We start from the raw sequence: 23,462 nt of genomic DNA on the forward strand, positions 1-23,462 counted from the left end.
GCCGGGAAGGGCCAGTGGTCAGGTGGCACGGTGGGGAGAGAGAGGGCGGCGCCGCCGGCGAGGGGCGGAGCGGAGACGGGATCAGAGCTGGCCCAGCTCCTTGTCGATGAGGTCGAACATCTCGTCGTCGCTGACGGGGTCGAACTCCCCGTCCTCCGCGGGCCCTTCGGCTTCGATCGCGGTGCCGCGGGTGTCGTCCCACTTCCAGAGCAGGGCCTGCAGCCGCGCCGCGATCTTGCCTCGCGCGTGGTCGTCCAGGGCGGATTCGAGGAACGCGGCCTCCAGCCGCTCCAACTCCGCCGAGAGAGGCGGTCCGTCCTCCTGCGCCTGCGGTACGAGATCGTCCAGCAGCCGCTGTGCGAGGGCGGCCGGGTTCGGATAGTCGAAGACCAGGGTCGGCGTCAGCCGCAGCCCGGTCGCCGACCGGAGCCGGTTGCGCAGCTCGACGGAGGTCAGCGAATCGAACCCGAGATCCTTGAAGGCCCGGTTCGCCCGTACCTCCTCGGGCGAGGCATGCCCGAGCACGGCCGTGACCTGCTCCCGTACGAGATCCAGCAGCATCCGCTCCTGATCGGCCCGGGCCAGCCCGGCCAGCCGGCCGGCGATCCCGGACGCGGCTTCCTCGGTACGGCCCCCGGACGCGGCCGCCGTACGCCGGACGGCCGAGGTGCGGACGACACCGCGGAACAGGGGCGCCATGACACCGGCCGCCGCCTGCGCGCGCAGCTCCGCCACATCCAGCCGGGCCGGCACGACCACGGCGTCGCCCAGCGCGGTGGCGGCGTCGAACAGGGCCAGGCCCTCGTCCGCGGACATCGGCGCCGCACCGACCCGGGACATCCGGGCCAGGTCCACGTCGCTCAGCCGCCCGGCCATACCGCTGCGCTGCTCCCACAGTCCCCAGGCCAGCGACACGGTGGGCAGTCCGCGCTCGTGCCGGTGGCGAGCGAGGGCGTCGAGGAAGGCGTTGGCCGCCGAGTAGTTGGCCAGCCCCGCCCCGCCGAGGGTGCCCGACAGGGAGGAGAAGAGCACGAACGCCGACAGGTCCAGATCCTCCGTCAGCGCATGGAGGTTCAGCGCGCCGTCGACCTTCGGCCGCAGCACCCGGTCGACCCGCTCCGGCGTCAGCGCCTCGGCCACCCCGTCGTCCAGGACGGCCGCGGTGTGCACCACGGCGGTGAGCGGACGCTCCGGCGGTACGGAGGCCAGCAGCCCGGCCAGCGCCTCCCGGTCGGCGACGTCGCAGGCGGCCACCTCGACCGTGGCACCGAGCCCGGTCAGCTCGGCCACCAGCTCCGGCATCCCGTCGGCGGCGGCCCCGCGGCGGCTGGTGAGCAGCAGGTTCCGCACCCCGCGCTCGGCCACCAGATGCCGGGCGAGCAGCCGGGCGAGCCCACCAGAGGCACCGGTCAGCAGGACCGTGCCCTCGGGCGCGAACCCGGACTCCACCTCCTCGGGGCGCTCGGCACGAGCCAGCCGCGGTGCGCCGACCTCGGTGCCGTGCAGCCGCAGCTGCGGCTCGTCGCCGGCCGCAGCGGCCGCCAGCGTCTCCCAGTCAGGCTCGCCGCCGCCGTCCGTCTCCACCAGCACGAACCGGCCCGGATTCTCCACCTGCGCCGACCTGACCAGACCCCAGACCGGTGCACCGGTCAGGCCCTGCCCGGCCAGGATCACCAGCCGCGACGCGGCGAACCGGTCGTCGGCCAGCCACGCCTGTACGAGGTCCAGGGCGCGGTGCGTGACCTGGCGTACGGCGTCTGCGGTGCCGGCGTCCGCCGTGGTGCCGTCGGTGGTGTCCGGGAAGGGGGCGAAGACCAGCTCGGGGACGGGCGCGGCTGCGGCGGCGAGGCTGCCGAGGTCGTCGTACACATCCATGGTGCTGTCACCACTGCCGCTGCCGACGACGGCCCAGCGTCCGGCCGACGCGCCGGACCGCGACACCGCGACCGGCGCCCACTCCACCCGGAACAGCGAGTCGCCCCGCGCCTCCCGCGCTCCAGCCAGCTGCTCGGTGCCGACCTGCCGCAGCGTCAGTACGTCGACCGAGGCGACAGGACGGCCCACCGAATCGGCCACCGCGACGGACACGGCGTCCTCACCGGCCAGGGCGATCCGTACCCGGACCGCGTTAGCGCCCTGGGCGTGGAGGGTCACCCCACTCCATGCGAACGGGCGCCGGGTGAGTCCCTCGCCGGGCTCGGCCAGCAGCACACCCAGCCCCAGCGGCTGGAGCGCCGCGTCGAGCAGCGCCGGGTGAAGGCCGTACTCCTTAGCCTCGGGGGACTCCTCGTCCGGCAGGGCGACCTCGGCGAAGACCTCGTCACCGCGCCGCCAGGCGGCCCGCAGCCCCTGGAAGGCAGGGCCGTACTCGACACCCTGCGCGGCCAGCCGGTCGTAGGCGTCCGCCACCGTGATCGCCTCCGCCCCGGCGGGCGGCCAGGCGGCCAGATCGGCATCGGGCTCCGGCGACTGCTGCGCACCGGTGGGAGCCACCGTGCCGGTGGCATGCAGCGTCCACGGCTCGTCGTCCCCGGCGTCCTGCGCCCGCGAGTGCAGGTTCAGCTCCCGCCGACCCGAGTCGTCGGTCTCCCCGAGCCCGAGCTGGATCCGTACGCCACCCTTCTCGGGCAGTACCAGGGATGCCTCCAGGGTGAGTTCCTCCACGGTGCCGCAGCCGACGTGGTGGCCGGCCTGGAGGGCGAGTTCGAGGAAGCCGGTGCCGGGCAGCAGGACGGTGCCGGACACGGCGTGGTCGGCCAGCCAGGGGTGGCTCTGCAACGACAGCAGCCCGGTGAACAGGTGCGTGTCCGTGCCCGCCAGCTCAACCGCCGCGCCGAGCAGCGGGTGTCCGGCGATGCCGAGCCCGATGGATTCGGCGTCGACGGACCGCGCGGCGGCCGACGCGGGCCAGTAACGCTGGTGCTGGAAGGGATAGGTGGGGAGGTCGGTGGCGTGGTTGCCGCCGGTGATGGGCCAGTTGACGGGGTGGCCGTGGGTGTGGAGGTGTGCTGCTGAGGTGAGGAGGCGGGTGAGGGTGCCTTCGCCTCGGCGGAGGGTGCCGGTGATCGTCTGGGCGCCTTCGGTTTCCTCGATGCTGTAGGTGAGGACGGGGTGGGCGCTGGACTCGATGTAGGTGGTGTGGCCGGACTCGGTGAGCTGCTGGATGGCGGTGTGGAAGTGGACGGTCTGGCGGAGGTTTCGGTACCAGTAGCCGGCGTCGAGCGTCTCGGTGTTCAGGAAGCCGGGGTCGACGGTGGAGAAGAAGGGGATGTCGGCCGGGTGGGGCTGGATTCCCGCGAGCGCATCGGCCAGTTGGGCTTTGATGGTTTCGACGTGTGCGGAGTGTGAGGCGTAGTCGACGGGGATGAGCCGGGCCCGTACGTCCTGCTCCTGGAGTTGGGCTACGAGGGCTTCGACGGCGTCCTTGTCGCCGGAGACGACGGTGGTGTTGGGGCCGTTGGCGGCGGCGATGCCCACACCGGTGGTCAGGTGTTCTTCGACCGCCTGGACAGGCTGGGGGATGGAGGCCATGGCGCCCCGGCCGGCGAGGTGTTCGCCGATGATCCGTGCGCGTACGGCGACGACCTTGGCCGCGTCCTCCAGGGTGAGGGCGCCTGCCACAGCGGCGGCGGCGATCTCGCCCTGGGAGTGGCCGACGACCGCGTCAGGACGGACACCGAGTTCCTGCCAGGCGGCGGCGAGGGACACCATGACGGCCCAGGTGACGGGCTGGATGACGTCGACCCGGTCCAAGTCGGCGCCGGAGCGCAGTACCTCGGTCAGCGACCAGTCGACGTAAGGCGCGAGTGCCTCCTCGCAGCGGGCGATGGACTCCGCGAACACCGGAACGGCGTCGAGGAGTTCGGCACCCATACCGGCCCACTGCGTCCCCTGCCCCGGGAACACCAACACGGTCCTCCCGGTCTCGTCCGGCGCGACGCCCTGCACGAGGTGGGGTGAGGGCTCCCCCTGAGCGAGGGCGTCGAGCGCGGCGGTGAGAGCGTCGGGGGTCTCGGCGACCACCACGGCGCGGTGCTCGAACAGGGCGCGGCCGTTGACGAGCGTGTCGGCGACGGCCGCGGTGTCCAACTCGGGCCGCTGCTCGACGTATTCGCGGAGCTGCCGTGCCTGAGCGCGCAACGCCTCTGCGGTCCGCGCCGAGATCACCCACGGCACGTCGCCCGAGTGGGCGGGCCGGCCCTGGTCGAGGGCGATGGGGGACTCTTCGATGATGGCGTGCGCGTTGGTGCCGCTGACGCCGAAGGAGGAGACGCCGGCCCGGCGAGGCCGGTCGGTCCCGGGCCAGGCCTGTTCCTCGGTGAGGAGGGTGACGGCTCCGGCGTCCCAGTCGACATGGGTGGTGGGCTCATCGACGTGGAGGGTGCGAGGTAGCAGGCCGTGGCGCATGGCCATGACCATCTTGATGACACCTGCGACACCGGCGGCTGCCTGCGTGTGCCCGATGTTGGACTTGACCGAGCCCAGCCACAGGGGCCGGTCGGCAGGCCGGTCCTGGCCGTAGGTGGCGATCAGCGCCTGCGCCTCGATCGGGTCACCCAGGATCGTACCCGTGCCGTGTGCCTCGACCGCGTCGACCTGGTCAGGGGTGAGACCGGCGTTGGCGAGGGCCTGCCGGATCACCCGCTGCTGCGAGGGGCCGTTCGGCGCGGTCAGCCCATTGCTGGCGCCGTCCTGGTTGACGGCCGTGCCCCGCACGATGCCCAGAACCGGGTGTCCATGCCGTTCGGCATCGGAGAGCCGCTCCAGCAGCAGCATGCCGACGCCCTCGCCCCAGCCGGTGCCGTCGGCGGCCTCGGCGAAGGCCTTGACCCGGGCGTCGGGGGCGAGCCCCCGCTGACGGCTGAACTCCACGAAGACCTCGGGAGTCGACATGACCGTCACACCGCCCGCGAGGGCGAGCGAGCATTCGCCGGAGCGCAGTGACTGCGCGGCCATGTGCAGGGCGACCAGGGACGACGAGCAGGCGGTGTCGACGGTGACGGCCGGGCCCTCCAGGCCCAGGGTGTATGCCACGCGGCCCGACGCGACGCTGCCCGCGATACCCGTACCGAGGTAGCCCTCGACGGTTTCCGGCACCTGCCGGAGCAGGGTGGCGTAGTCCTGCCCGTTGCTGCCGACGAAGACGCCGGCCTTGCTGCCGCGCAGGGACTTCGGGTCGATGCCGGCCCGCTCGAAGGCCTCCCAGGAGGTCTCAAGGAGCAGCCGCTGCTGCGGGTCCATGGCCAGGGCCTCGCGCGGGTTGATGCCGAAGAAGGCCGCGTCGAACTCGCTCACGCCCTGGAGGAAGGCCCCTTCGCGCACATACGACGTGCCGGAGCGCTCCGGGTCGGCGTCGTAGAGCGCCTCCAGGTCCCAGCCGCGGTCGGCGGGGAAGGGCGCGACCGCGTCACCACCCGCCGCCAGCAGCGCCCACAGCTGCTCGGGCGTCCGGATCCCGCCCGGGAAGCGGCAGCTCATGGCCACGATCGCGATCGGGTCGTCGTCGGCCACCGGCGCACCGGGAGCGGCCACCTGCGCGGCCGCGGCGGTGTCGCCTCCGAGGCCGGGGAACTCGCCCAGCACATGGCGGGCGAGCTCGGTCGCCGTCGGGTAGTCGAAGATCACGCTGGTGGTCAGCCGCAGCCCGGTGGCCGCGTTGAGCCGGTTGCGCAGCTGGACCGCGCCGAGCGAGTCGAAGCCGAGCTCCTTGAACGCGCGGTTCGGAGCCACCGACTGCGGCCCGGCGTGTCCGAGCACCAACGCCGCCTGGGTGCGCACCAGTTCCAGCACCAGCTCCTCCCGCTGCGGCACCGTCAGCGCGGCCAGCTGCCCGGCCGGCGACGACTCCTCGGCGCGTTGCGCTCCGCCGGACCCGGCCGGCCCGGCCGTCGCCCGCAGCTCCCGTACGTCAGCCAGGTCGGAGATCAGCGGGCTGGGACGGGCGGCGGTGTACGCCGGTACGAAGCGGCCCCAGTCGATGTCGGCGACCGTCACGGCCGGAGTGCCGTGGCCGACGGCCTGGGCCAGCGCGGTGAGCGCGAGGTCCGGGGACATCGGGGGGAACCCGCTGCGGTGCAACTGCTCCGCCGCCGCGTGCCCCGTCGCCATACCGGAGTCCGCCCAGGCCCCCCACGCCACGGAGGTGGCGGGTAGCCCCAGCGCCTGCCGCTGCTGTGCGAGTGCGTCCAAGTGGGCGTTCGCGGCAGCGTAGTTGGCCTGGCCCTCGTTGCCGAAGGTGGCGGCCGCCGAGGAGAACAGGACGAACGCGTCGAGGTCGAGGTGACGCGTGTACCGGTCGAGCAGCGCCGCGGCGGTGACCTTCGGACGCAGGACATGGTCGAGGCGGTCGGCGGTGAGGTGGTCCAGTACGCCGTCGTCGAGGCTGCCGGCGGTGTGCACGACCGCCGTGAGGCGCGGGTGCTCGGCGACCAGGGAGCGCACCGACTCGGGGTCGCTCACATCACAGGCCGCGAAGGTCGCTGTGACGCCGAGTGCGGCGAGTTCGTCGCCCAGGGCGGCGGCCCCGGGGGCGGCCTCGCCGCCCCGCCTGCTGGCGAGGACGAGGTGGTCGGCGCCGTTCTCGGCGGCCCAGCGCGCGACGTGTGCGCCGAGCGCGCCGGTGCCGCCGGTGATCAGGACCGTGCCGCGCGGCTGCCAGCCCGTACCGCTGCTGCCTGCCGCCCGGGTCAGTCGACGCGCGAGGACACCGGCCGCGCGGATGGCCACCTGGTCCTCGCCGCCGGGCGCCGCGGCCAGTACGGCACGCAGGTGTGCGGCGCCGCGTTCGTCGAGCTGTTCGGGCAGGTCGACGAGCCCGCCCCAACGGTCGGGGTGTTCGAGAGCCGCGACCTGCCCCAGGCCCCAGACCTGCGCCTGGGCGGGGTGGGCGAGCGGGTCGGAGCCGCCGGTGGTGACCGCACCCTGGGTGGCGCACCAGAGGGGAGCCTCGACGCCCGCGTCGCCGAGAGCCTGGACGAGCGCCAGGGTCGGGGCGACCGTACCGGCCTCCTCCTCGCTGTCGACGTCCGCGAGCGCGAGTAGCGACAGCACGCCGGTCACCGGGGCGTCGAACTCCGCGCGCGCATCCCGCAGTTGCTCGGCGAAACGCCCCCGGTCGGCCACGGCGGTGTCGAGCGCGACCTGCCGTACGGTACCGTGCCCGCTCTCCAGAGCCCGGACGGCGTCACGTACGAGAGGCCGGCTCTCGTGACCGGCAGGCAGCAACAGCAGCCAGTCGCCGCTGAGTTCAGCCGTGTCGGACTCATCCGGCATCGGCCGCCACACCACCCGGTAGCGCCAGCCGTCCACCGGTAAACCACCGGTCTGCTCCCTGCGCCCGGACCTCGCGTCGAGCCAGTACCGGCGGCGCTGGAAGGCGTACGTCGGCAGGTCGACCCGGCGCGGCGTGTTCCCCCGGCCGGTGAAGAAGGACTGCCAGTCGACGGGTGTCCCGTTGACGTGGAGTTCGGCTGCGGCGCGGGTGAGGGCGTGGGTCTCGTCGAGGTTCTTGACCAGGGTGGGGACGAGGAGGGTGTCGGTGCGGGTGAGGGTGTCCTGGGCGAGGGCGGTGAGGACGCCGCCGGGTCCTATTTCCAGGTAGCGGGTGGTGTCGTGTTGGTCGAGCCAGGTGATCTGGTCGGTGAAGCGGACGGCGTCGCGGATGTGGCGGACCCAGTACTCGGGGTCGTGGACGGCGTTTCCGGCGGGCAGTGCCAGGCGTGTCGGGTGGAACTCGACACTGTGCAGGACCTGTCGGAACTGGTCGAGCATGGGGTTCATGTGGGGGGAGTGGAAGGCGTGGCTGACCTTCAGACGCCGGGTGCGGTGGCCGCCTGCGGAGAGCTGGGCGGCGATGTCCTCGACGATGTGCTCGGTGCCGCTGATGACGGTGGCGCGGGGTCCGTTGACGGCGGCGATCGCCGCGTGGTGTTCGTGTCCGGCGAGCAGGGGCAGGACGTCGGTTTCGGGTGCTTCGATGGCGATCATGGTGCCGCCGGGGGGGAGTTGTTGCATGAGTCGGCCGCGGGCGGCGACGACGGTGCAGGCGTCGGTGAGGGTCCACAGGCCTGCGGTGTGGGCGGCGGCGAGTTCGCCGATGGAGTGTCCGGTGACGAGGTCGGGGTGGATGTCCCAGGACTGCAGGAGCCGGAAGAGGGCGACTTCGAGGGCGAACAGGGCGGGCTGGGTGTAGGCGGTGTGGTCGAGCAGGGTCTGTTCACCGGGCTCGGCGAACATCACCTCGCGTAGGGGCTGCTTCAGCAGTGGGTCGAAGTGCGCGCAGATCTCGTCGAGCGCGGCGGCGAACACGGGGAAAGTCTTGTACAGTTCGCGTCCCATGCCGGCCCGCTGACTGCCCTGCCCCGAGAACAGGAACGCCAACCGCCCCTGCGCAGGGTCCACGGACCCGGTCAGGACCCGGCTGTCCACCTCGCCGCGCGCGAGCGCGCCCAGCGCGTCGAGGAAGTCGGACCGGTCCTCCGCGACCACGGCGGCCCGGTCGTCCAGCGCGGCCCGTGTGGTGCCGAGCGAGAACGCCAGGTTGGCCATGGGGAGTTCGGGCCGGTCCGCGACGAACGACCGCAGCCGCTCGGCCTGCGCCCGCAGAGCGTCCGTGCCCTGGCCGGAGAGGACCCACGGCAGCGGCCCCGACACGGCGTCGGACGCGTCGGCGACGGCCGGCTCCTCCTCGAACTGCTCGATGATCGCGTGGGCGTTGGTGCCGCTCACACCGAACGACGACACGCCGGCTCGGCGGGGCCGTCCGGTCTCCGGCCACTCGACCGCGTCCCGCAGCAGCGTCACCGCACCGGCGGACCAGTCGACGTGCGGCGTCGGCTCGTCCACATGCAGCGTCCTCGGCAGCACACCGTGGCGCATCGCCATCACCATCTTGATGACCCCGCCCACGCCCGCCGCAGCCTGCGTGTGCCCGATGTTCGACTTCAGGGAGCCGAGCAGCAGCGGCTGTCCGTCCGGCCGGTCCTGGCCGTACGTGGCGATCAGCGCCTGCGCCTCGATCGGGTCGCCGAGCCGGGTGCCGGTGCCGTGCGCCTCGACGGCGTCGACCTCGGCGGCGGTCAGCCGGGCCCGGCCGAGCGCCTGGCGCATGACCCGCTCCTGCGAGGGGCCGTTGGGGGCGGTGAGGCCGTTGCTGGCGCCGTCCTGGTTGACCGCCGTACCGCGCACCAGGCCCAGGACCGGATGCCCGTTGCGCCGGGCGTCCGACAGCCGCTCCAGGAGCAGGACACCGGCGCCCTCGCCCCAGCTGGTGCCGTCGGCCGCCGCGGAGAACGACTTGCTGCGGCCGTCGGGAGCGAGCCCCCGCTGCCGGCTGAACTCCACGAACGTCCCCGGCGAGGCCATCACGGTGACGCCGCCCGCGAGCGCGAGCGTGCACTCGCCGTCGCGCAGCGCCTGGACGGCCATGTGCAGGACGACCAGCGAGGACGAGCAGGCCGTGTCGACCGTGACGGCCGGGCCCTCCAGACCGAGGGTGTACGCCACCCGGCCGGAGATCACGCTCGCCGCGGTGCCGGTGAGCAGGTACCCCTCGAACCCTTCGGGTGCCTCGCTCATGCGCGGCCCGTACCCGTCCTGCGACGCCACACCGACGAAGACGCCCGCCTGGCTGCCGGCCACCGACCGCGGATCCATCCCGGCCCGCTCGAACACCTCCCAGGACGTCTCCAGCAGAAGGCGCTGCTGCGGGTCCATCGCCTGCGCCTCACGCGGCGAGATCCCGAAGAACTCGGCGTCGAACTCGGCGGCGTCGTACAGGAATCCGCCCTCGTGGACGTACGACGTGCCCGTACGCTCCGGGTCGGGGTGGTAGAGCGCGTCGATGTCCCAGCCGCGGTCCGTGGGGAACACGGACACCGCGTCCCGGCCGTCGGCGAGCAGCTGCCAGAGGTCCTCCGGCGAGCGCACCCCGCCGGGATAGCGGCAGGCCATGGACACGATCGCGATCGGGTCGTCCTCGGCCGCGGCACCCACCGGGACCGGTTCCGGGCGCACGGAGGCGGACTCCGGCGTGCCGGTCGCCTGCGTGTGCAGGAAGCGGGCCAGCGCCTGCGGCGTCGGATGGTTGAACACCAGCGTCGGCGGCAGCTTCAGGCCGGTGACGGCGACGAGCCGGTTGCGCAGCTCGACCGCGGTCAGCGAGTCGACACCGATGTCCTTGAATGCGTGCGAGGCGTTCACCGCGTCCGCGGAGGCGTGCCCGAGCACGGCTGCCGCCTGCGTCCGCACCAGGTCCAGCAGCAGCCGCTCGGCCTCGGCGTCGGAGAGGCCCGACAGATTCTGCGCCGTCCACGTGGCGTCGTCGCCGACTCGCTGGGCGCCGGACTCGGCCCGCAGCTCCCGTACGTCCGCCAGGTCGGAGATCAGCGCGCTGGGACGGGCGGCGGTGTACGCCGGCACGAACCGCGCCCAGTCGATGTCGGCGACGGTCACCGTCGCCTCGCCGCGCCCGACGGCCTCTCCCAGCGCGGTGAGCGCCAGGTCGGGCGCCAGGGCCGGCAGCCCGCGCCGCCGCAGTTGCTCGGCGACCTCGCCTGCCGCCATGCCGTCCGCGTCCCAGGGGCCCCATGCCACGGAGGTGGCGGGCAGCCCGAGCGCGTGCCGCTGCTCGGCGAGCGCGTCCAAGTGGGCGTTGGCCGCACCGAAGTTCCCCTGCCCGGCCCGGCCCAGCGTGCCGACCACCGACGAGAACAGGACGAACGCGTCGAGGTCGAGGTGACGCGTGCACCGGTCGAGAAGCGCGGCGGCGGTGGCCTTCGGACGCAGGACGTCGTCGAGGCGCTCGGTGGTGAGCCGGTCGAGCACCGCGTCGGCGAGAACACCCGCGGTGTGGACCACGGCGGTCAAGCCGGGGTGCGCGGAGACGAGGGCACGTACGGCGTCCGGATCGGTGACGTCGCAGGCGGTGAGGGTCACGGTGACGCCCAGCGCGGTGAGGTCGTCGTGCAGGGCGGTGGCCCCGGGGGCCTCGCCGCCGCGCCGGCTGGCGAGGACGAGGTGCTCGGCGCCGTTCTCGGCGGCCCAGCGCGCCACGTGTGCGCCGAGCGCGCCGGTACCGCCGGTGATCAGGACGGTGCCGCGCGGCTGCCAGGACCTACCGCTGCCGGCTGCCGCCCGGGTCAGTCGGCGCGCGAGGACACCGGCCGCGCGGATGGCCACCTGGTCCTCAGCGCCGGACGGAGCGGCCAGTACGGCACGCAGGCGTGCGGCGCCGCGCTCGTCGAGCTGTTCGGGCAGGTCGACGAGCCCACCCCAGCGGTCGGGGTGCTCCAGCGCGGCGACCCGGCCCAGGCCCCAGACCTGCGCCTGGGCGGGCCGGGTGAGCGGATCGGAGCTGCCCGTGCTGACCGCGCCCTGGGTGACACACCAGAGGGGGGCCTGCACACCGGCGTCCCCCAGCGCCTGGAAGAGAGCGAGCGCCGGCGCCGCCGGGGCCACGTGGTCGCCGCCCAGCGCGAGAAGGGACAGCACGCCGGTCACGGCAGCGTTGTCATCACCCGAGCCCAAAGCGTCGGAGGCTTGCTCGGCGTAGCGCGCGCGGTCCGCCTCGGACGGGTCCAGCACGACCTGCCGCCCCCGTACAGCGCGGGTGACAGCACCCACCAGCGCGTCGTCCTCCTGGCCGACGGGAACCACGACCAGCCAGGTACCGACCGGTCCGGCCTGCGGATCGGCGATCGGCCTCCATGCCGCCCGGTAGCGCCAGTTGTCCACCGCCGACACACGATCCAGGCTCTTCCGCCAGGACGCCAGCGCCGCGAGCACCGTACTCAGCGGGGCATCGCCCTCCACCGAGAGCGTGCGGCCGAGCGACTCCCAGTCCTCGTTCTCGACCGCCTCCCAGAAGCGGGTGTCGGCGGTGTCCGGGGAACCGGTCGTGGTCGGGTTGATCCAGTAGCGCTGGTGCTGGAACGGGTAGGTCGGGAGGTCGGTGACGCGGTTGGTGCGCGGGGTGGGCCAGTTGATGGGCCGGCCGTGGGTGTGGAGGTGTGCTGCTGAGGTGAGGAGGCGGGTGAGGGTGCCTTCGCCTCGGCGGAGGGTGCCGGTGGTGAGGGCGTCGGTTGAGGCTTCTTCGATGCTGTAGGTGAGGACGGGGTGGGCGCTGGACTCGATGTAGGTGGTGTGGCCGGACTCGGTGAGCTGCTGGATGGCGGTGTGGAAGTGGACGGTCTGGCGCAGGTTTCGGTACCAGTAGCCGACGTCGAGCGCCTCGGTGTTCAGGAAGCCGCGCTCTACGGTGGAGAAGAACGGGACGTCTGACCGACGGGGCTCGATTCCAGCGAGGGCGGTGGCGATCTCGTCCTGGATGGTCTCGACGTGGGCCGAGTGTGAGGCGTAGTCGACGGGGATGAGCCGGGCCCGGATGTCCTGGCCCTGAAGGTCCGCGACCAGGGTTTCCACGGCGTCCTTGTCGCCTGAAACCACGGTGGTGTTGGGGCCGTTGACGGCGGCGATGCTGACACCGCTGGTCAGGATTTCCTCGACCGCCTGGACGGACTGCGGGATGGAGGCCATGGCGCCCAGCCCGGCAAGGTGTTCACCGATGATCCGTGCGCGTACGGCGACGACCTTGGCCGCGTCCTCCAGGGTGAGGGCGCCTGCCACAGCGGCGGCGGCGATCTCGCCCTGGGAGTGGCCCACCACGGCGTCAGGACGGACGCCCAGGTGCTGCCAGGTGGCGGCAAGGGAGACCATGACGGCCCAGGTGACGGGCTGGATGACGTCGACCCGGTCCAAGTCGGCGCCGGAGCGCAGCACCTCGGTCAGCGACCAGTCGACGTAAGGCGCGAGCGCTTCCTCACAGCGGGCGATGGACTCCGCGAACACAGGCATGGAGTCGAGGAGGTCGGCACCCATACCGGCCCACTGCGTCCCCTGCCCCGGGAACACGAACACGGTCTTGCCGACGGCCTTGGCCTGGCCCTGAACGAGATGGGTGTGAGGCTGCCCAGCGGCCAGCGCATCGAGCGCGGCGGCGACGGCATCAGGAGCTTCGGCGAGGACGACCGCGCGGTGCTCGAACAGGGCGCGCCCGTTGATGAGCGTGTCGGCGACGGCTGCGGTGTCCAACTCGGGCCGCTGCTCGACGTATTCGCGGAGCTGCCGTGCATGGTCGCGCAGCGCGTCGGCGGTCCGGGCGGAGATCACCCACGGCACGACGCCCGAGTCGGCGGGCCGGCCCTGGTCGAGGGCGATGGGGGGCTCTTCGATGATGGCGTGCGCGTTGGTGCCGCTGACGCCGAAGGAGGAGACGCCGGCCCGGCGGGGCCGGTTGGTCCCGGGCCAGGGCTGTTCCTCGGTGAGGAGGGTGACGGCTCCGGCGTCCCAGTCGACATGGCTGGTCGGCTGGTCGACATGCAGTGTCATCGGCAGGACGCCGTGACGCATGGCCATGACCATCTTGATGACACCGGCGACACCGGCGGCGGCCTGCGTGTGCCCGATGTTGGACTTGACCGAGCCCAGCCACAGGGGCCGGTCGGTCGGGCGGTCCTGGCCGTACGTGGCGAGGAGCGCCTGCGCCTCGATCGGGTCACCCAGGATCGTACCCGTGCCGTGTGCCTCGACCGCGTCGACCTGGTCAGGGGTGAGACCGGCGTTGGCGAGGGCCTGCCGGATCACCCGCTGCTGCGAGGGGCCGTTCGGCGCGGTCAGCCCATTGCTGGCGCCGTCCTGGTTGACGGCCGTGCCCCGCACGATGCCCAGAACCGGGTGTCCATGCCGTTCGGCATCGGAGAGCCGCTCCAGCAGCAGCATGCCGACGCCCTCGCCCCAGCCGGTGCCGTCGGCGGCCTCGGCGAAGGCCTTGACCCGGGCGTCGGGGGCGAGTCCCCGCTGCCGGCTGAACTCCACGAACATGCCGGGGGTGGACATGACGGTCGCCCCGCCCGCGAGGGCGAGCGAGCATTCGCCGGAGCGCAGGGACTGGGCGGCCATGTGCAGGGCGACCAGCGAGGACGAGCAGGCCGTGTCAACGGTGACGGCCGGGCCCTCCAGACCCAGGGTGTACGCCACGCGGCCCGACGCCACGCTGGGCGTCGTCCCGGTCAGCACATAGCCTTCGATCTCCTCGGGCGCCTCGTGTAGCCGGGGGCCGTAGTCCTGAGCCGTGGCACCGACGAAGACGCCGGCCTTGCTGCCACGCAGCGACTTCGGGTTGATCCCGGCGCGTTCGAGGGCCTCCCAGGAGGTCTCCAGCAGCAGCCGCTGCTGCGGGTCCATGGCCAGGGCCTCACGCGGCGAGATCCCGAAGAACGCCGGGTCGAAGTCGGCGGCGTCATGGAGGAACCCGCCCTCCCGCGCATGCGACGTGCCGGAGCGCTCCGGGTCGGCGTCGTAGAGCGCCTCCAGGTCCCAGCCGCGGTCGGCGGGGAACGGCGACACCGCGTCACCGCCCGCCGCCAGCAGCGCCCACAGCTGCTCGGGCGTCCGGATCCCGCCCGGGAGCCGGCAGCTCATGCCGACGATGACGATCGGGTCGGAGGCGGCGCCGGAGTCCGGGGCAGCCATTGCCTCCGCCTCCTCGCCCCGCGTGCCCACGAGTTCGCCGCGTACGTGTCGTGCCAGCAGCTCCGGGGTGGGGTGGTCGTAGAGCGTGGACGACGGCAGCCGTACGCCGACCGCGCGGCCGAGCGCGGCACAGAACTCCACCGACATCAGCGAGTCGAAGCCGAGCTGCTTGAACGGCGCGTCCACCGGGACCTGTTCGGGGCTGTCGTGTTCGAGCACGGCTGCGATGTGCCGCCGTACGAGATCCAGCAGCTCCCGGTCCGTCTCCTCCTCCGACATCCAGGCGAAGGAGGCCGCAGGACCGGCCGCCTGCGTAACGGACTCCTCGTCCGCTTCCGCATCGGCTACGTCCCCAGGGAGCCCAGCCGACACGCCGACCGTCTCCTTGAGCCAGTACCGGCGGCGCTGGAAGGCGTACATCGGCAGGTCGACCCGGCGCGGCGCGTTCCCCCGGCCGGTGAAGAAGGCCTGCCAGGCGATCTCCGCCCCCGAGACGTGGAGTTCGGCTGCGGCGCGGGTGAGGGCGTGGGTCTCGTCGAGGTTCTTGACCAGGCTGGGCAGGAGGAGGGTGTCGGTGCGGGTGACGGTGTCCTGGGCGAGGGCGGTGAGGACGCCGCCGGGTCCTATTTCCAGGTAGCGGGTGGTGTCGTGCTGTTCGAGCCAGGTGATCTGGTCGGCGAAGCGGACGGCGTCGCGGATGTGGCGGACCCAGTACTCGGGGTCGCGCACCGCCTGTCCGGCGGGCAGCACCAGCCGCGTCGGGTGGAACTCCACACTGTCCAGGGCCTGCCGGAACTGGTCGAGCATGGGGTCCATGTGGGGGGAGTGGAAGGCGTGGCTGACCTTCAGACGCCGGGTGCGGTGGCCGCCTGCGGAGAGCTGGGCGGCGATGTCCTCGACGATGTGCTCGGTGCCGCTGATGACGGTGGCGCGGGGTCCGTTGACGGCGGCGATCGCCACGTGCTCTTCGTGTCCGGCGAGCAGGGGCAGGACGTCGGTCTCGGGTGCTTCGATGGCGATCATGGTGCCGCCGGGGGGGAGTTGTTGCATGAGTCGGCCGCGGGCGGCGACGACGGTGCAGGCGTCGGTGAGGGTCCACAGGCCTGCGGTGTGGGCGGCGGCGAGTTCGCCGATGGAGTGTCCGGTGACGAGGTCGGGGTGGATGCCCCAGGACTCCAGCAGCCGGAAGAGGGCGACTTCGAGGGCGAACAGGGCGGGTTGCGTATACGCGGTGTGGTCCAGCAGAGCCTGCTCACCGGTCTCGACGAACATCACCTCACGCAGAGGCCGGTCCAACTCCCGGTCGAAGTGCGCACAGATCTCGTCCAGCGCGGCGGCGAACACGGGGAAGGCCTCGTACAGTTCGCGTCCCATCCCGGCCCGCTGACTGCCCTGCCCCGAGAACAGGAACGCCAACCGCCCCTGCGCAGGGTCCACGGACCCCCGGCTCCGTACGACCCGCGACGCAGGCTCTCCCGCGGCCAGTGCCGCGAGCCCGTTCAGCAGGCTCTCCCGGTCCGAGCCGAGGACGACTGCCCGGTTCTCGTGGGCGTCGCGGGAGGTCACCAGGGACTGCGCCACGGCGTCCACACCCAGTTCGGGCCGGTCCGCGACGAACGACCGCAGCCGCTCGGCCTGCGCCCGCAGGGCGTCCTCCCCCCGGCCGGAGAGGACCCACGGCACCACACCGGCCCGACGCTCAGCCCGGCCGCCGTCACGGGTCGCGGGCTCGGCCGCCGGCACCCCTTGCAGGACCAGGTGGCAATTGGTGCCGCCCATCCCGAAGGAGCTGACGCCCGCGAGCGCCGGCCGGGACTCCGGCTCCGGCCAGTCCGTCAGCGACTGCTGCACGCGCAGGTTGAGTTCGTCCAGCGGGATCCGCGGGTTCGGTGTCTCGTAGTGGAGGCTGGCCGGGATCTGGCGCCTATGGAGGGACAGGGCGGTCTTGAGGAGACCGACCATTCCGGCGGCACCCTCCAGGTGTCCCACGTTCGTCTTGGCCGAGCCGACCGTGAGGGGCAGTCGGCGGCCGGGGGCCGTGCCCAGGACGGCGCCCAGGGCCGAGGCCTCGATGGGGTCGCCGAGGGCGGTGCCCGTGCCGTGCAGCTCCACGTAGTGGACGTCCGCCGGGTCGACGCCCGCCCGGTCGTAGGCCAGGCGCAGCACCTCGCTCTGCGCGGCCGTGCTCGGCACCGTGAGTCCGTCCGTGGCGCCGTCGTTGTTGACCGCGCCGCCGCGGATCACGCAGTAGACCGAGTCACCGTCGGCCAGGGCCCGGGCGAGGGGCTTGAGGAGGACGGCCCCGCCGCCCTCACCGCGGACATAGCCGTTGGCGCGGGCGTCGAAGGTGTAGCAGCGGCCGTCCGGCGACAGCCCGCCGAACCGGTCGGCGGCGAGGGCGCTCTCCGGCACGATGTTGAGGTTCACGCCACCCGCCACGGCGAGTTCGCAACCGCCCGAGCGCAGGGTCTCGCAGGCCTGGTGGACGGCGACGAGGCCGGAGGACTGCGCGGTGTCCACGGTGAGACTGGGACCGCGCAGCCCGAGGGTGTACGACACCCGGTTCGCGATGATGGCGCGCTGGGTCCCGGTCAGCGAGTGCTGGGTGACGGCGGACAGCCCCTGCCGGTTCAGCAGCACCGCGTAGTCGTTCGCGATCGCACCGACGAAGACCCCGGTACGGCTGCCGCGCACCTGCCGCAGGGGGATGCTGGCGTCCTCGAAAGCCTCCCAGGAGAGTTCCAGCATGAGCCGCTGCTGGGGGTCCATCATCGAGGCTTCGCGCGGCGATATGCCGAAGAATGCGGGATCGAATGTGTCCACCCGGTCGAGAAAGGCGCCGTGCCGTGCGGCGGGGGGAAGTTCCTCGGCGTTCCACCGGTCCTGCGGCACTTCCCCGATCGCATGCCGCGCGTCGCGGAGCAGCTCCCAGAACGCGCTCTTGTCGGGGGCCTCGGGGAGTCTGCAGGAGAGCCCCACTATGGCGATTGCGTCGTCCGGTATCCCGACCTCGGTGAAGCCGTCGCGGAATTGAGACATGCGACCGTGATCCCCCAGTAAGTGAAATGCATGAGAAACGCCCCCTGCGGCACACGCAAAGGCAATTGCCGACTGTAATCAAACGATCGTTGGCCCCTACACCCCTATCGATCCCCTAGTGACCGCTGAACTCGCGGGCGGGCAGGGGCGGAAGCGCCGAGGGGTACGGGTCCCCGCGCGGGAATCCGTACCCCTCGGTGCCGTCTCAGGCCGGCGGAACCCGCACGGAGAGTGCGTGCCGGAACACGTTCCGCGGATCCCAGCGCGCCTTGACCGCCTGGAGGCGCGGGTAGGCGTCCTTGTAGTACAGCTCGGACCACGGCACCCCGGAGGTGTTCCACTCCTCGTCCGCGAGGTCGACGTCCGGGTAGTTGACGTACGCGCCGTCGGCGGCGCCACCGGGTACCGGTACGCCGCCGGTGTCCGCGTACACGTCCCGGTACAGCTCGCGGATCCACCGCACGTGGACCGGGTCCTGCGCGGGGTCCTCCCAGGTCGTGACGTACACGATCTTGAGGATGGAGTCGCGCTGCGCCACCGCGGTCCGGTCCGCCGGGACGGCGTTGACCTTGCCGCCGTAGGCGATGAGCGCGACGACCCCGGCCGGATTGTCGTAGTCGGTGCTGGTCAGGCGCGTGTACAGGGTGCCGATCTGCCGGTCGTCGAAGCTCCGGCGCGCATACGCCGCCTTGATCTTGGCCCGTCCGGTCATGTCGCCGTCCCCGGCGATCCCGGGCCAGCGCGTCGAGTGCAGCCACGGCAGCCGCCGCGTGTCGCTGTGCGGCTGCACGCCCACACCCTCGGAGACCGCTGCGAGATATGTCTCCAGCCGCTTCTCCGCGTCCGGGCCGGTCGCGTCGAGCTGCGTGGTCATCGCGAGGGCACCGGACTGGCTGCGGGTGAGGGCCAGCACGCTGTAGAGGTCGCACCAGGGGGAGTCGGGGCCGCTGTTCTGCTCGAACCACCTGCCGTGGTTCCGTACGAGCCGCGCGAAGGCCGCTTCGTCCAGCCCCTCCCACGGCCACACCGTCGTGTTGAGCAGCACCTCGGCCGGCGGCCGCGGCAGCAGCCGGCCGGGCTCCGGCGGTACGTCGGCCTCGGCGGTCCGCAGCCAGTACCTGACGACCACGCCGAAGTTCCCGCCGCCGCCCCCGGTGTGCGCCCACCACAGATCATGGTTCGGATCGCTCGGCTCGCGCGTCGCGATCACGGTCCGCGCGTCGCCCGACGCGTCGACCACGACGACCTCGACCGCGTGCAGATAGTCGACGATCGAGCCGTGCATCCGGGACAGCGGGCCGTAGCCCCCACCGAGGATGTGCCCGCCCGCCCCCACATCGGGGCACGCCCCGCCGGGCAGCGTCACGCCCCACACCCGGAACAGCGTCTTGTAGACCGCGCCCAGAGTGGCACCGGCCTCGACGGCGAACGCGCCGCGCTCCTCATCGAATCCGACCGCCGACAGCCGCGACATGTCCATCACCACACGGACGTCTGAATTGGCTACGAAGTCCTCGTAGCAGTGCCCTCCACTGCGCACGGCCACCCGCTTGCCCGACCGCACGGCACGCGAAAGAACCTGCTCGATCTCAGCGGCGGATCCCACCAGATGTATCTCTTCCGGATCGCCGACGAAGCGGAGGTTCTCGCCCCGGCGTAAGTCCTCGTACCTGATATCGCCGGGGGCCACGGAATCGATGTGCTTCATGCTGGTTCTCCTGCCTTCGACACGGAAGTCAAGCTGTACTGTTGCCGTCGGATCCTAATTCACCTGTCACGCAAAGGTTTTGGAGCGCTCCGAAAAGTAGGGACGGTTGGTCGCGGGCCTGATCGCCGGTCTGGTGCCGGCGGGGGTGCGTACTGCGGAGGTGTTCGGTGATGTGGCGGACGTCTCACTGTTCCCGGAGGAAGAGATTGCGATCGCAAGTGCGGTGGACGCGCGGAGGCGGGAGTTCGCCACGGGACGCCACTGCGCCCGTGCGGCACTGTCAGCGCTGGGCCGACCGGCCGTTCCCCTGCCGCCGGACGAGCACGGTGTGCCGTCGTGGCCTGATGGAGTGGTGGGATCCCTGACCCACTGCCATGGTTATCGCGCTGCCGCGGTGGCCGGCCGCGAGGATGTCATGTCGCTCGGCATCGATGCCGAGCCACACCGCCCGCTTCCACAAGGGGTGTTGGAGGCAGTGACGATCGCCCCGGAGCGTGCCGCGCTGGCTGTGCTGGCGGACTCGTACCCTTCGGTGCACTGGGACCGTCTGCTGTTCAGCGCCAAGGAGTCGGTCTTCAAGAGCTGGTTCTCCATGACGGGGGACCGCCTCGGCTTCGACGACGCCGAGGTGGAGTTCGAAGCCGAGATACCGTTCTTCCGCGCCAGGGTCCTGCGCCAGCGGCCCGGCTGGGCCGGCAAGGCGCCCATGGCGGTCGGCGGCCGGTGGCTGGTGTGCCGTGGTCTCGTGCTGGCGGCGGTCTCGCTGTAGCCGGAGGACCTGGGGACGCATCAGCCCCGATGTGCGTCCATGGGCTCAGCCGGTCGGCAGGGTGGGAGGAGGTGGAGTGTCCCGGACGCGGCGCTTGCCGATGCCTGATGGCGTGCTGGGAGAGTCAACAATGGGCCAGTGTGAGTCCTGAAACACTCTGGGACATCTGACCGCAGATGCGAATCGTTGTAGGCTCCGGAGGCCGCCCTTTACCTGCAGGAAGCAGACGGGGGCCAGCCCCACCAGCCTCGATCCCTCCCTGGAATCCCTGCGGCAGTAAATGGGAGGAAGGCGAGCACATCGCGCCGTCCTGCACCAAGAGATCGTCGCCAAGGGCTACCAGCGGGTCAAGATGGCAAGGCTGGGAATTCTCGGTCGGCGCGACGGCACGTGACGAACCGGCTGGCATGTCCGTCGCTTCCATGGCGTCTCCAGGAGCAGCAGTCCGTCCAGTTCCGGGAGATCGTCTCAGTGGGCCTGATCAGGAAGGGCCGGGGTTGACGCCTCCGGCCCCTTTGCGCGCGCTGTAGAAGCATGGGTGCGCCGAGCGGCGGCACTTCTTGGGGGCCGAGCTGTAGTTCCGGCCATTGACAAGGCCACGTCGGTCAGGAAGTCCGGAGTTCGGCTGGGACACGCCGGTGTGGTCAGACCTTCTCGGCGGTCACGCGCCGGTGGTCGGTGGTCGGTGGTGAGTATCGTAATGTCCTCGACGTCGGACGTCAGGGATGGTGACCCGGCCCGGTTGGGCGAGGGCGGTGGCGCAGAGCATGGCGTCGATGGCGTACTTGTGGCCGTGGAGGCCGGCCGTGCGCAGCAGGGCGGCGGACTGGGCGAGGGCCTGGGTAACGGGCTCGACGCGCAGCCGGGACAGCGTCCACTTGAGCGGCGTCGTTGATCCGGGGGTGGCGTTCGATGTGGTCCGGCATCTGTGCCGCGGCCCGAACGTGATCGCGGTGCTGGTCTCCTATTACGGCCGGGCCACGTCGTGGTGGCAGTTGGCGCCGCCCGAGGGCGGCATCAACGGTGACGCCTGTCTCGTACTCGATGCGCGGTGGGACGGAGCCTGCGACCTTTCCAGCGACGTCTCGTGGCGCGTGCACCGCTCCACCGCGTGGAGCATGCTGGGCTCCTTCGGCGTCCCCTGCGAGGTGCTGGACGCCCGAGCGTTGCCAACCGGCTGGACCGGCCCTGGCCTTGACGACAGCGGTTGGCCGACCGCAACCATCTTGAAGGCCAGGCACTGGGGCGGGCTCGGGCGCAGTCGGCCACCGGTCAGTCCGTACGGGGGAAGCTGCTCCCCCGGCCGATCGTGCTCGGCGGCCCGACCGTACGGCCGACGGCGGTCCTGGACGCCCGAGTCCGGCCGAAGCCGCACTGGGCGAGCCCGCATCCGGCGGCCCGCGTGGTGCAGTATCTTGAGGACCCGGGTACGTCGGTCCGTGCCGGTCTGCCACTGTCCGCCTCGATCGACCGCGACCAGAGGCTCGACGCCATTCTCGACTTCGGCGCGCTGACCACGGGTTTCGTGGAACTGACCGTCGACGCCTCGCCCGGCACCGTCCTCGAGCTCGGCCACCGCGAGGAGCCCAAACGCATCGGTGTCACAGAGACCACCTCCGACTACGAGGCCGGCGCCCGCTACATCTGCTCGGGCGGCCGGGCGACCTACTCCGCCCTGGAACCGGCCGGCCTGCGCTACCTCCACCTGACGGCGCACGCCCCCGACGGCGCTGAGGTGACCCTGGTGGACGCGGCCGTTCACGAGCACGTGTACCCGCAGTCGGGCGGGGCCCACTTCACCAGCGGTGACCAGGAGCTGGACCGCATCTACCGCGCGGGTGTCCGCACCGTTCAGCTCAACTCCACCGACGCGTACACCGATTGCCCGAGCCGCGAACAGCGCGCCTGGACCGGTGATGGAGTCGTCCACCAGACGGTGCATCTGGCGATGAAAGACGACTGGCGGCTGGCGGAGCACTACGTCGAGCTGGCTAACTCGCCGCGTCCGGACGGCATCCTGCCGCTGAGCGTGGCCGGTGACTTTGAGCAGTTCGGCGGGTTCACCATCCCCGACTGGTGCCTGCACTGGGTCCACGGCGTGCACAACCTCTACCGCTACACCGGCGACCGCACCCGCCTCGCCCCATGTCTGCCGACCGTGGAGCGGGTGCTGCGCTGGTACGAGCTCCACCTCGACGAGCACGGGACGCTGAGCGACCTGCCGGAGTGGAATCTGGTGGACTGGTCGAGCGCCTTCACCACCGCCCGCACCTCCATAGTGTCCGCGCTGTGTGCCCGTGGCCTCGCCGAGTACGCGGACCTGTGCGACTGAGTCGGCAACGCCGGGTCGGCGGCCCGGGAACGGCACGCGGGTGTGGCGGTCTCGTTCGAGGATTTCTGGGATCCGCGCCGGGGCTTGTACGTCGACCACATCGTCGACGGAAAGCGCCGGCGGCCGCCTCGCAGGCCGCGAACGCCGCCGCGATCGTCGCGGGCCTCGCGCCGCGTGAGCGGTGGCGGGCGATCGCGGCGGCGATGATCGACCGCTCTGCCGTCGTCACCCGCTCCTGGATCGGCGGCGACGGCGGCTACGACATCCAGAAGGAGGAGGACCAGCGGCGCGGCATCCAGCGCATCGACTGGGACGTCGACCACGAGATCGTACGTGCCCAGCCCTTCTTCAGCTACGTCGTGCACGACGCCGTGGCCCGCGCGGGCCACGGCATCCGGTTCGTCGACCTGGTCCGCGACTGGTCAGTGTTCCTGCGTGAGGGCTACGACACCTTCGGCGAGCGCTGGGGTTGGGGCACGCCCGTGCACGGTTGGTCCAGCACTCCGTCCCGCGACCTGATCGTGCACGTGCTGGGCATCTCGCCGGATCTGCCCGGGTTCGAGCGGGTGCGGATCGCCCCGCGGCCGGGCCCACTGGGCGAGGTGGCCGGCGTGGCGCCGACTCCGTACGGACTGGTTGAGGTCGAGATCTCCGGCGAGCAGGCTGTGGTGTCCAGTCCGGTCCCGGTCCACTTCGTCGACCCCACCGGCCGGAGCCACCGCGTGGCCGCCGGGAAACACCGGGTGCCGATGCGTCGCGCGCAGACCCTGACCGAACGCACCCCGGGGAACCCGTGTGCTTGACCACGGCGTGCTTCCCCAACCGATCGGAAGTCGCGGTGGCGCAGACAAATCACGGGCCGTGGAGCGTGCTCGGCGACTCGCATCCCGCCGATCCAACGGGAACGTCCTTCCGGTCCAGACCAGCTCGGTGTTCCGGCATCCGGGCAAGGAGGACTTGTAATCGCCCTCCCAGAGCCAAGCCGTGTGCGTCACGCTTCGACCGGCGTCGTCAGCACGGCCCGGACAGCCTTGCCGCCCGGCGGGTGGGGGACGCAGTCCCAGTGGTCGGCGAGGGCGGCAAGA

Annotated in this window: 6 protein-coding genes and 1 pseudogene; 4 read left to right on the top strand and 3 right to left on the bottom strand. The window is 72.0% G+C overall.

Annotated features, from left to right (window positions below; genetic code table 11):
- Window positions 1-81 precede the first annotated feature (81 nt).
- Window positions 82-17,568, bottom strand: a complete 17,487-nt coding sequence (locus DDW44_RS28215) for a type I polyketide synthase (protein WP_108908235.1) — start codon at window positions 17,566-17,568, stop codon at window positions 82-84.
- A gap of 205 nt (window positions 17,569-17,773) precedes the next feature.
- On the bottom strand, window positions 17,774-19,276 hold the full coding sequence (locus DDW44_RS28220) for an FAD-binding oxidoreductase (RefSeq protein WP_108908236.1): 1,503 nt from the start codon (window positions 19,274-19,276) through the stop codon (window positions 17,774-17,776).
- A gap of 106 nt (window positions 19,277-19,382) precedes the next feature.
- Here DDW44_RS28220 and DDW44_RS28225 point away from each other — a divergent pair, with 106 nt between their 5' ends.
- Entirely contained in the window at window positions 19,383-20,045 is a 663-nt protein-coding gene (locus DDW44_RS28225) for a 4'-phosphopantetheinyl transferase family protein (protein WP_244224135.1), read from the top strand.
- Between the two features lie 678 nt (window positions 20,046-20,723).
- On the opposite strand, the pseudogene DDW44_RS33615 reads toward DDW44_RS28225, so the two are convergent.
- A pseudogene (locus tag DDW44_RS33615) lies at window positions 20,724-21,091 on the bottom strand (hypothetical protein); the annotation flags it as partial.
- Between DDW44_RS33615 and DDW44_RS33620 the strand changes: the two are divergent.
- From DDW44_RS33620 to DDW44_RS28240, 3 genes are all read left to right on the top strand, one after another.
- The gene (locus tag DDW44_RS33620) at window positions 20,999-21,559 is read left to right on the top strand and encodes a hypothetical protein (RefSeq protein WP_425275669.1); all 561 of its coding nucleotides are present in this window, start codon (window positions 20,999-21,001) and stop codon (window positions 21,557-21,559) included. The pseudogene DDW44_RS33615 and the gene DDW44_RS33620 overlap by 93 nt on opposite strands.
- Window positions 21,448-22,377 (top strand): family 78 glycoside hydrolase catalytic domain, encoded by a 930-nt coding sequence (locus DDW44_RS28235; RefSeq protein WP_167455543.1) that lies wholly within the window; start codon window positions 21,448-21,450, stop codon window positions 22,375-22,377. Before DDW44_RS33620 ends, DDW44_RS28235 begins: the two co-directional genes overlap by 112 nt.
- Before the next feature lie 203 nt (window positions 22,378-22,580).
- Complete coding sequence (locus tag DDW44_RS28240) at window positions 22,581-23,180, top strand: alpha-L-rhamnosidase C-terminal domain-containing protein (RefSeq protein WP_108908238.1); 600 nt, start codon at window positions 22,581-22,583, stop codon at window positions 23,178-23,180.
- The last annotated feature ends 282 nt before the right edge of the window (window positions 23,181-23,462 follow it).

This window comes from Streptomyces tirandamycinicus (genome assembly GCF_003097515.1).
Taxonomy (GTDB): Bacteria; Actinomycetota; Actinomycetes; order Streptomycetales; family Streptomycetaceae; genus Streptomyces; species Streptomyces tirandamycinicus.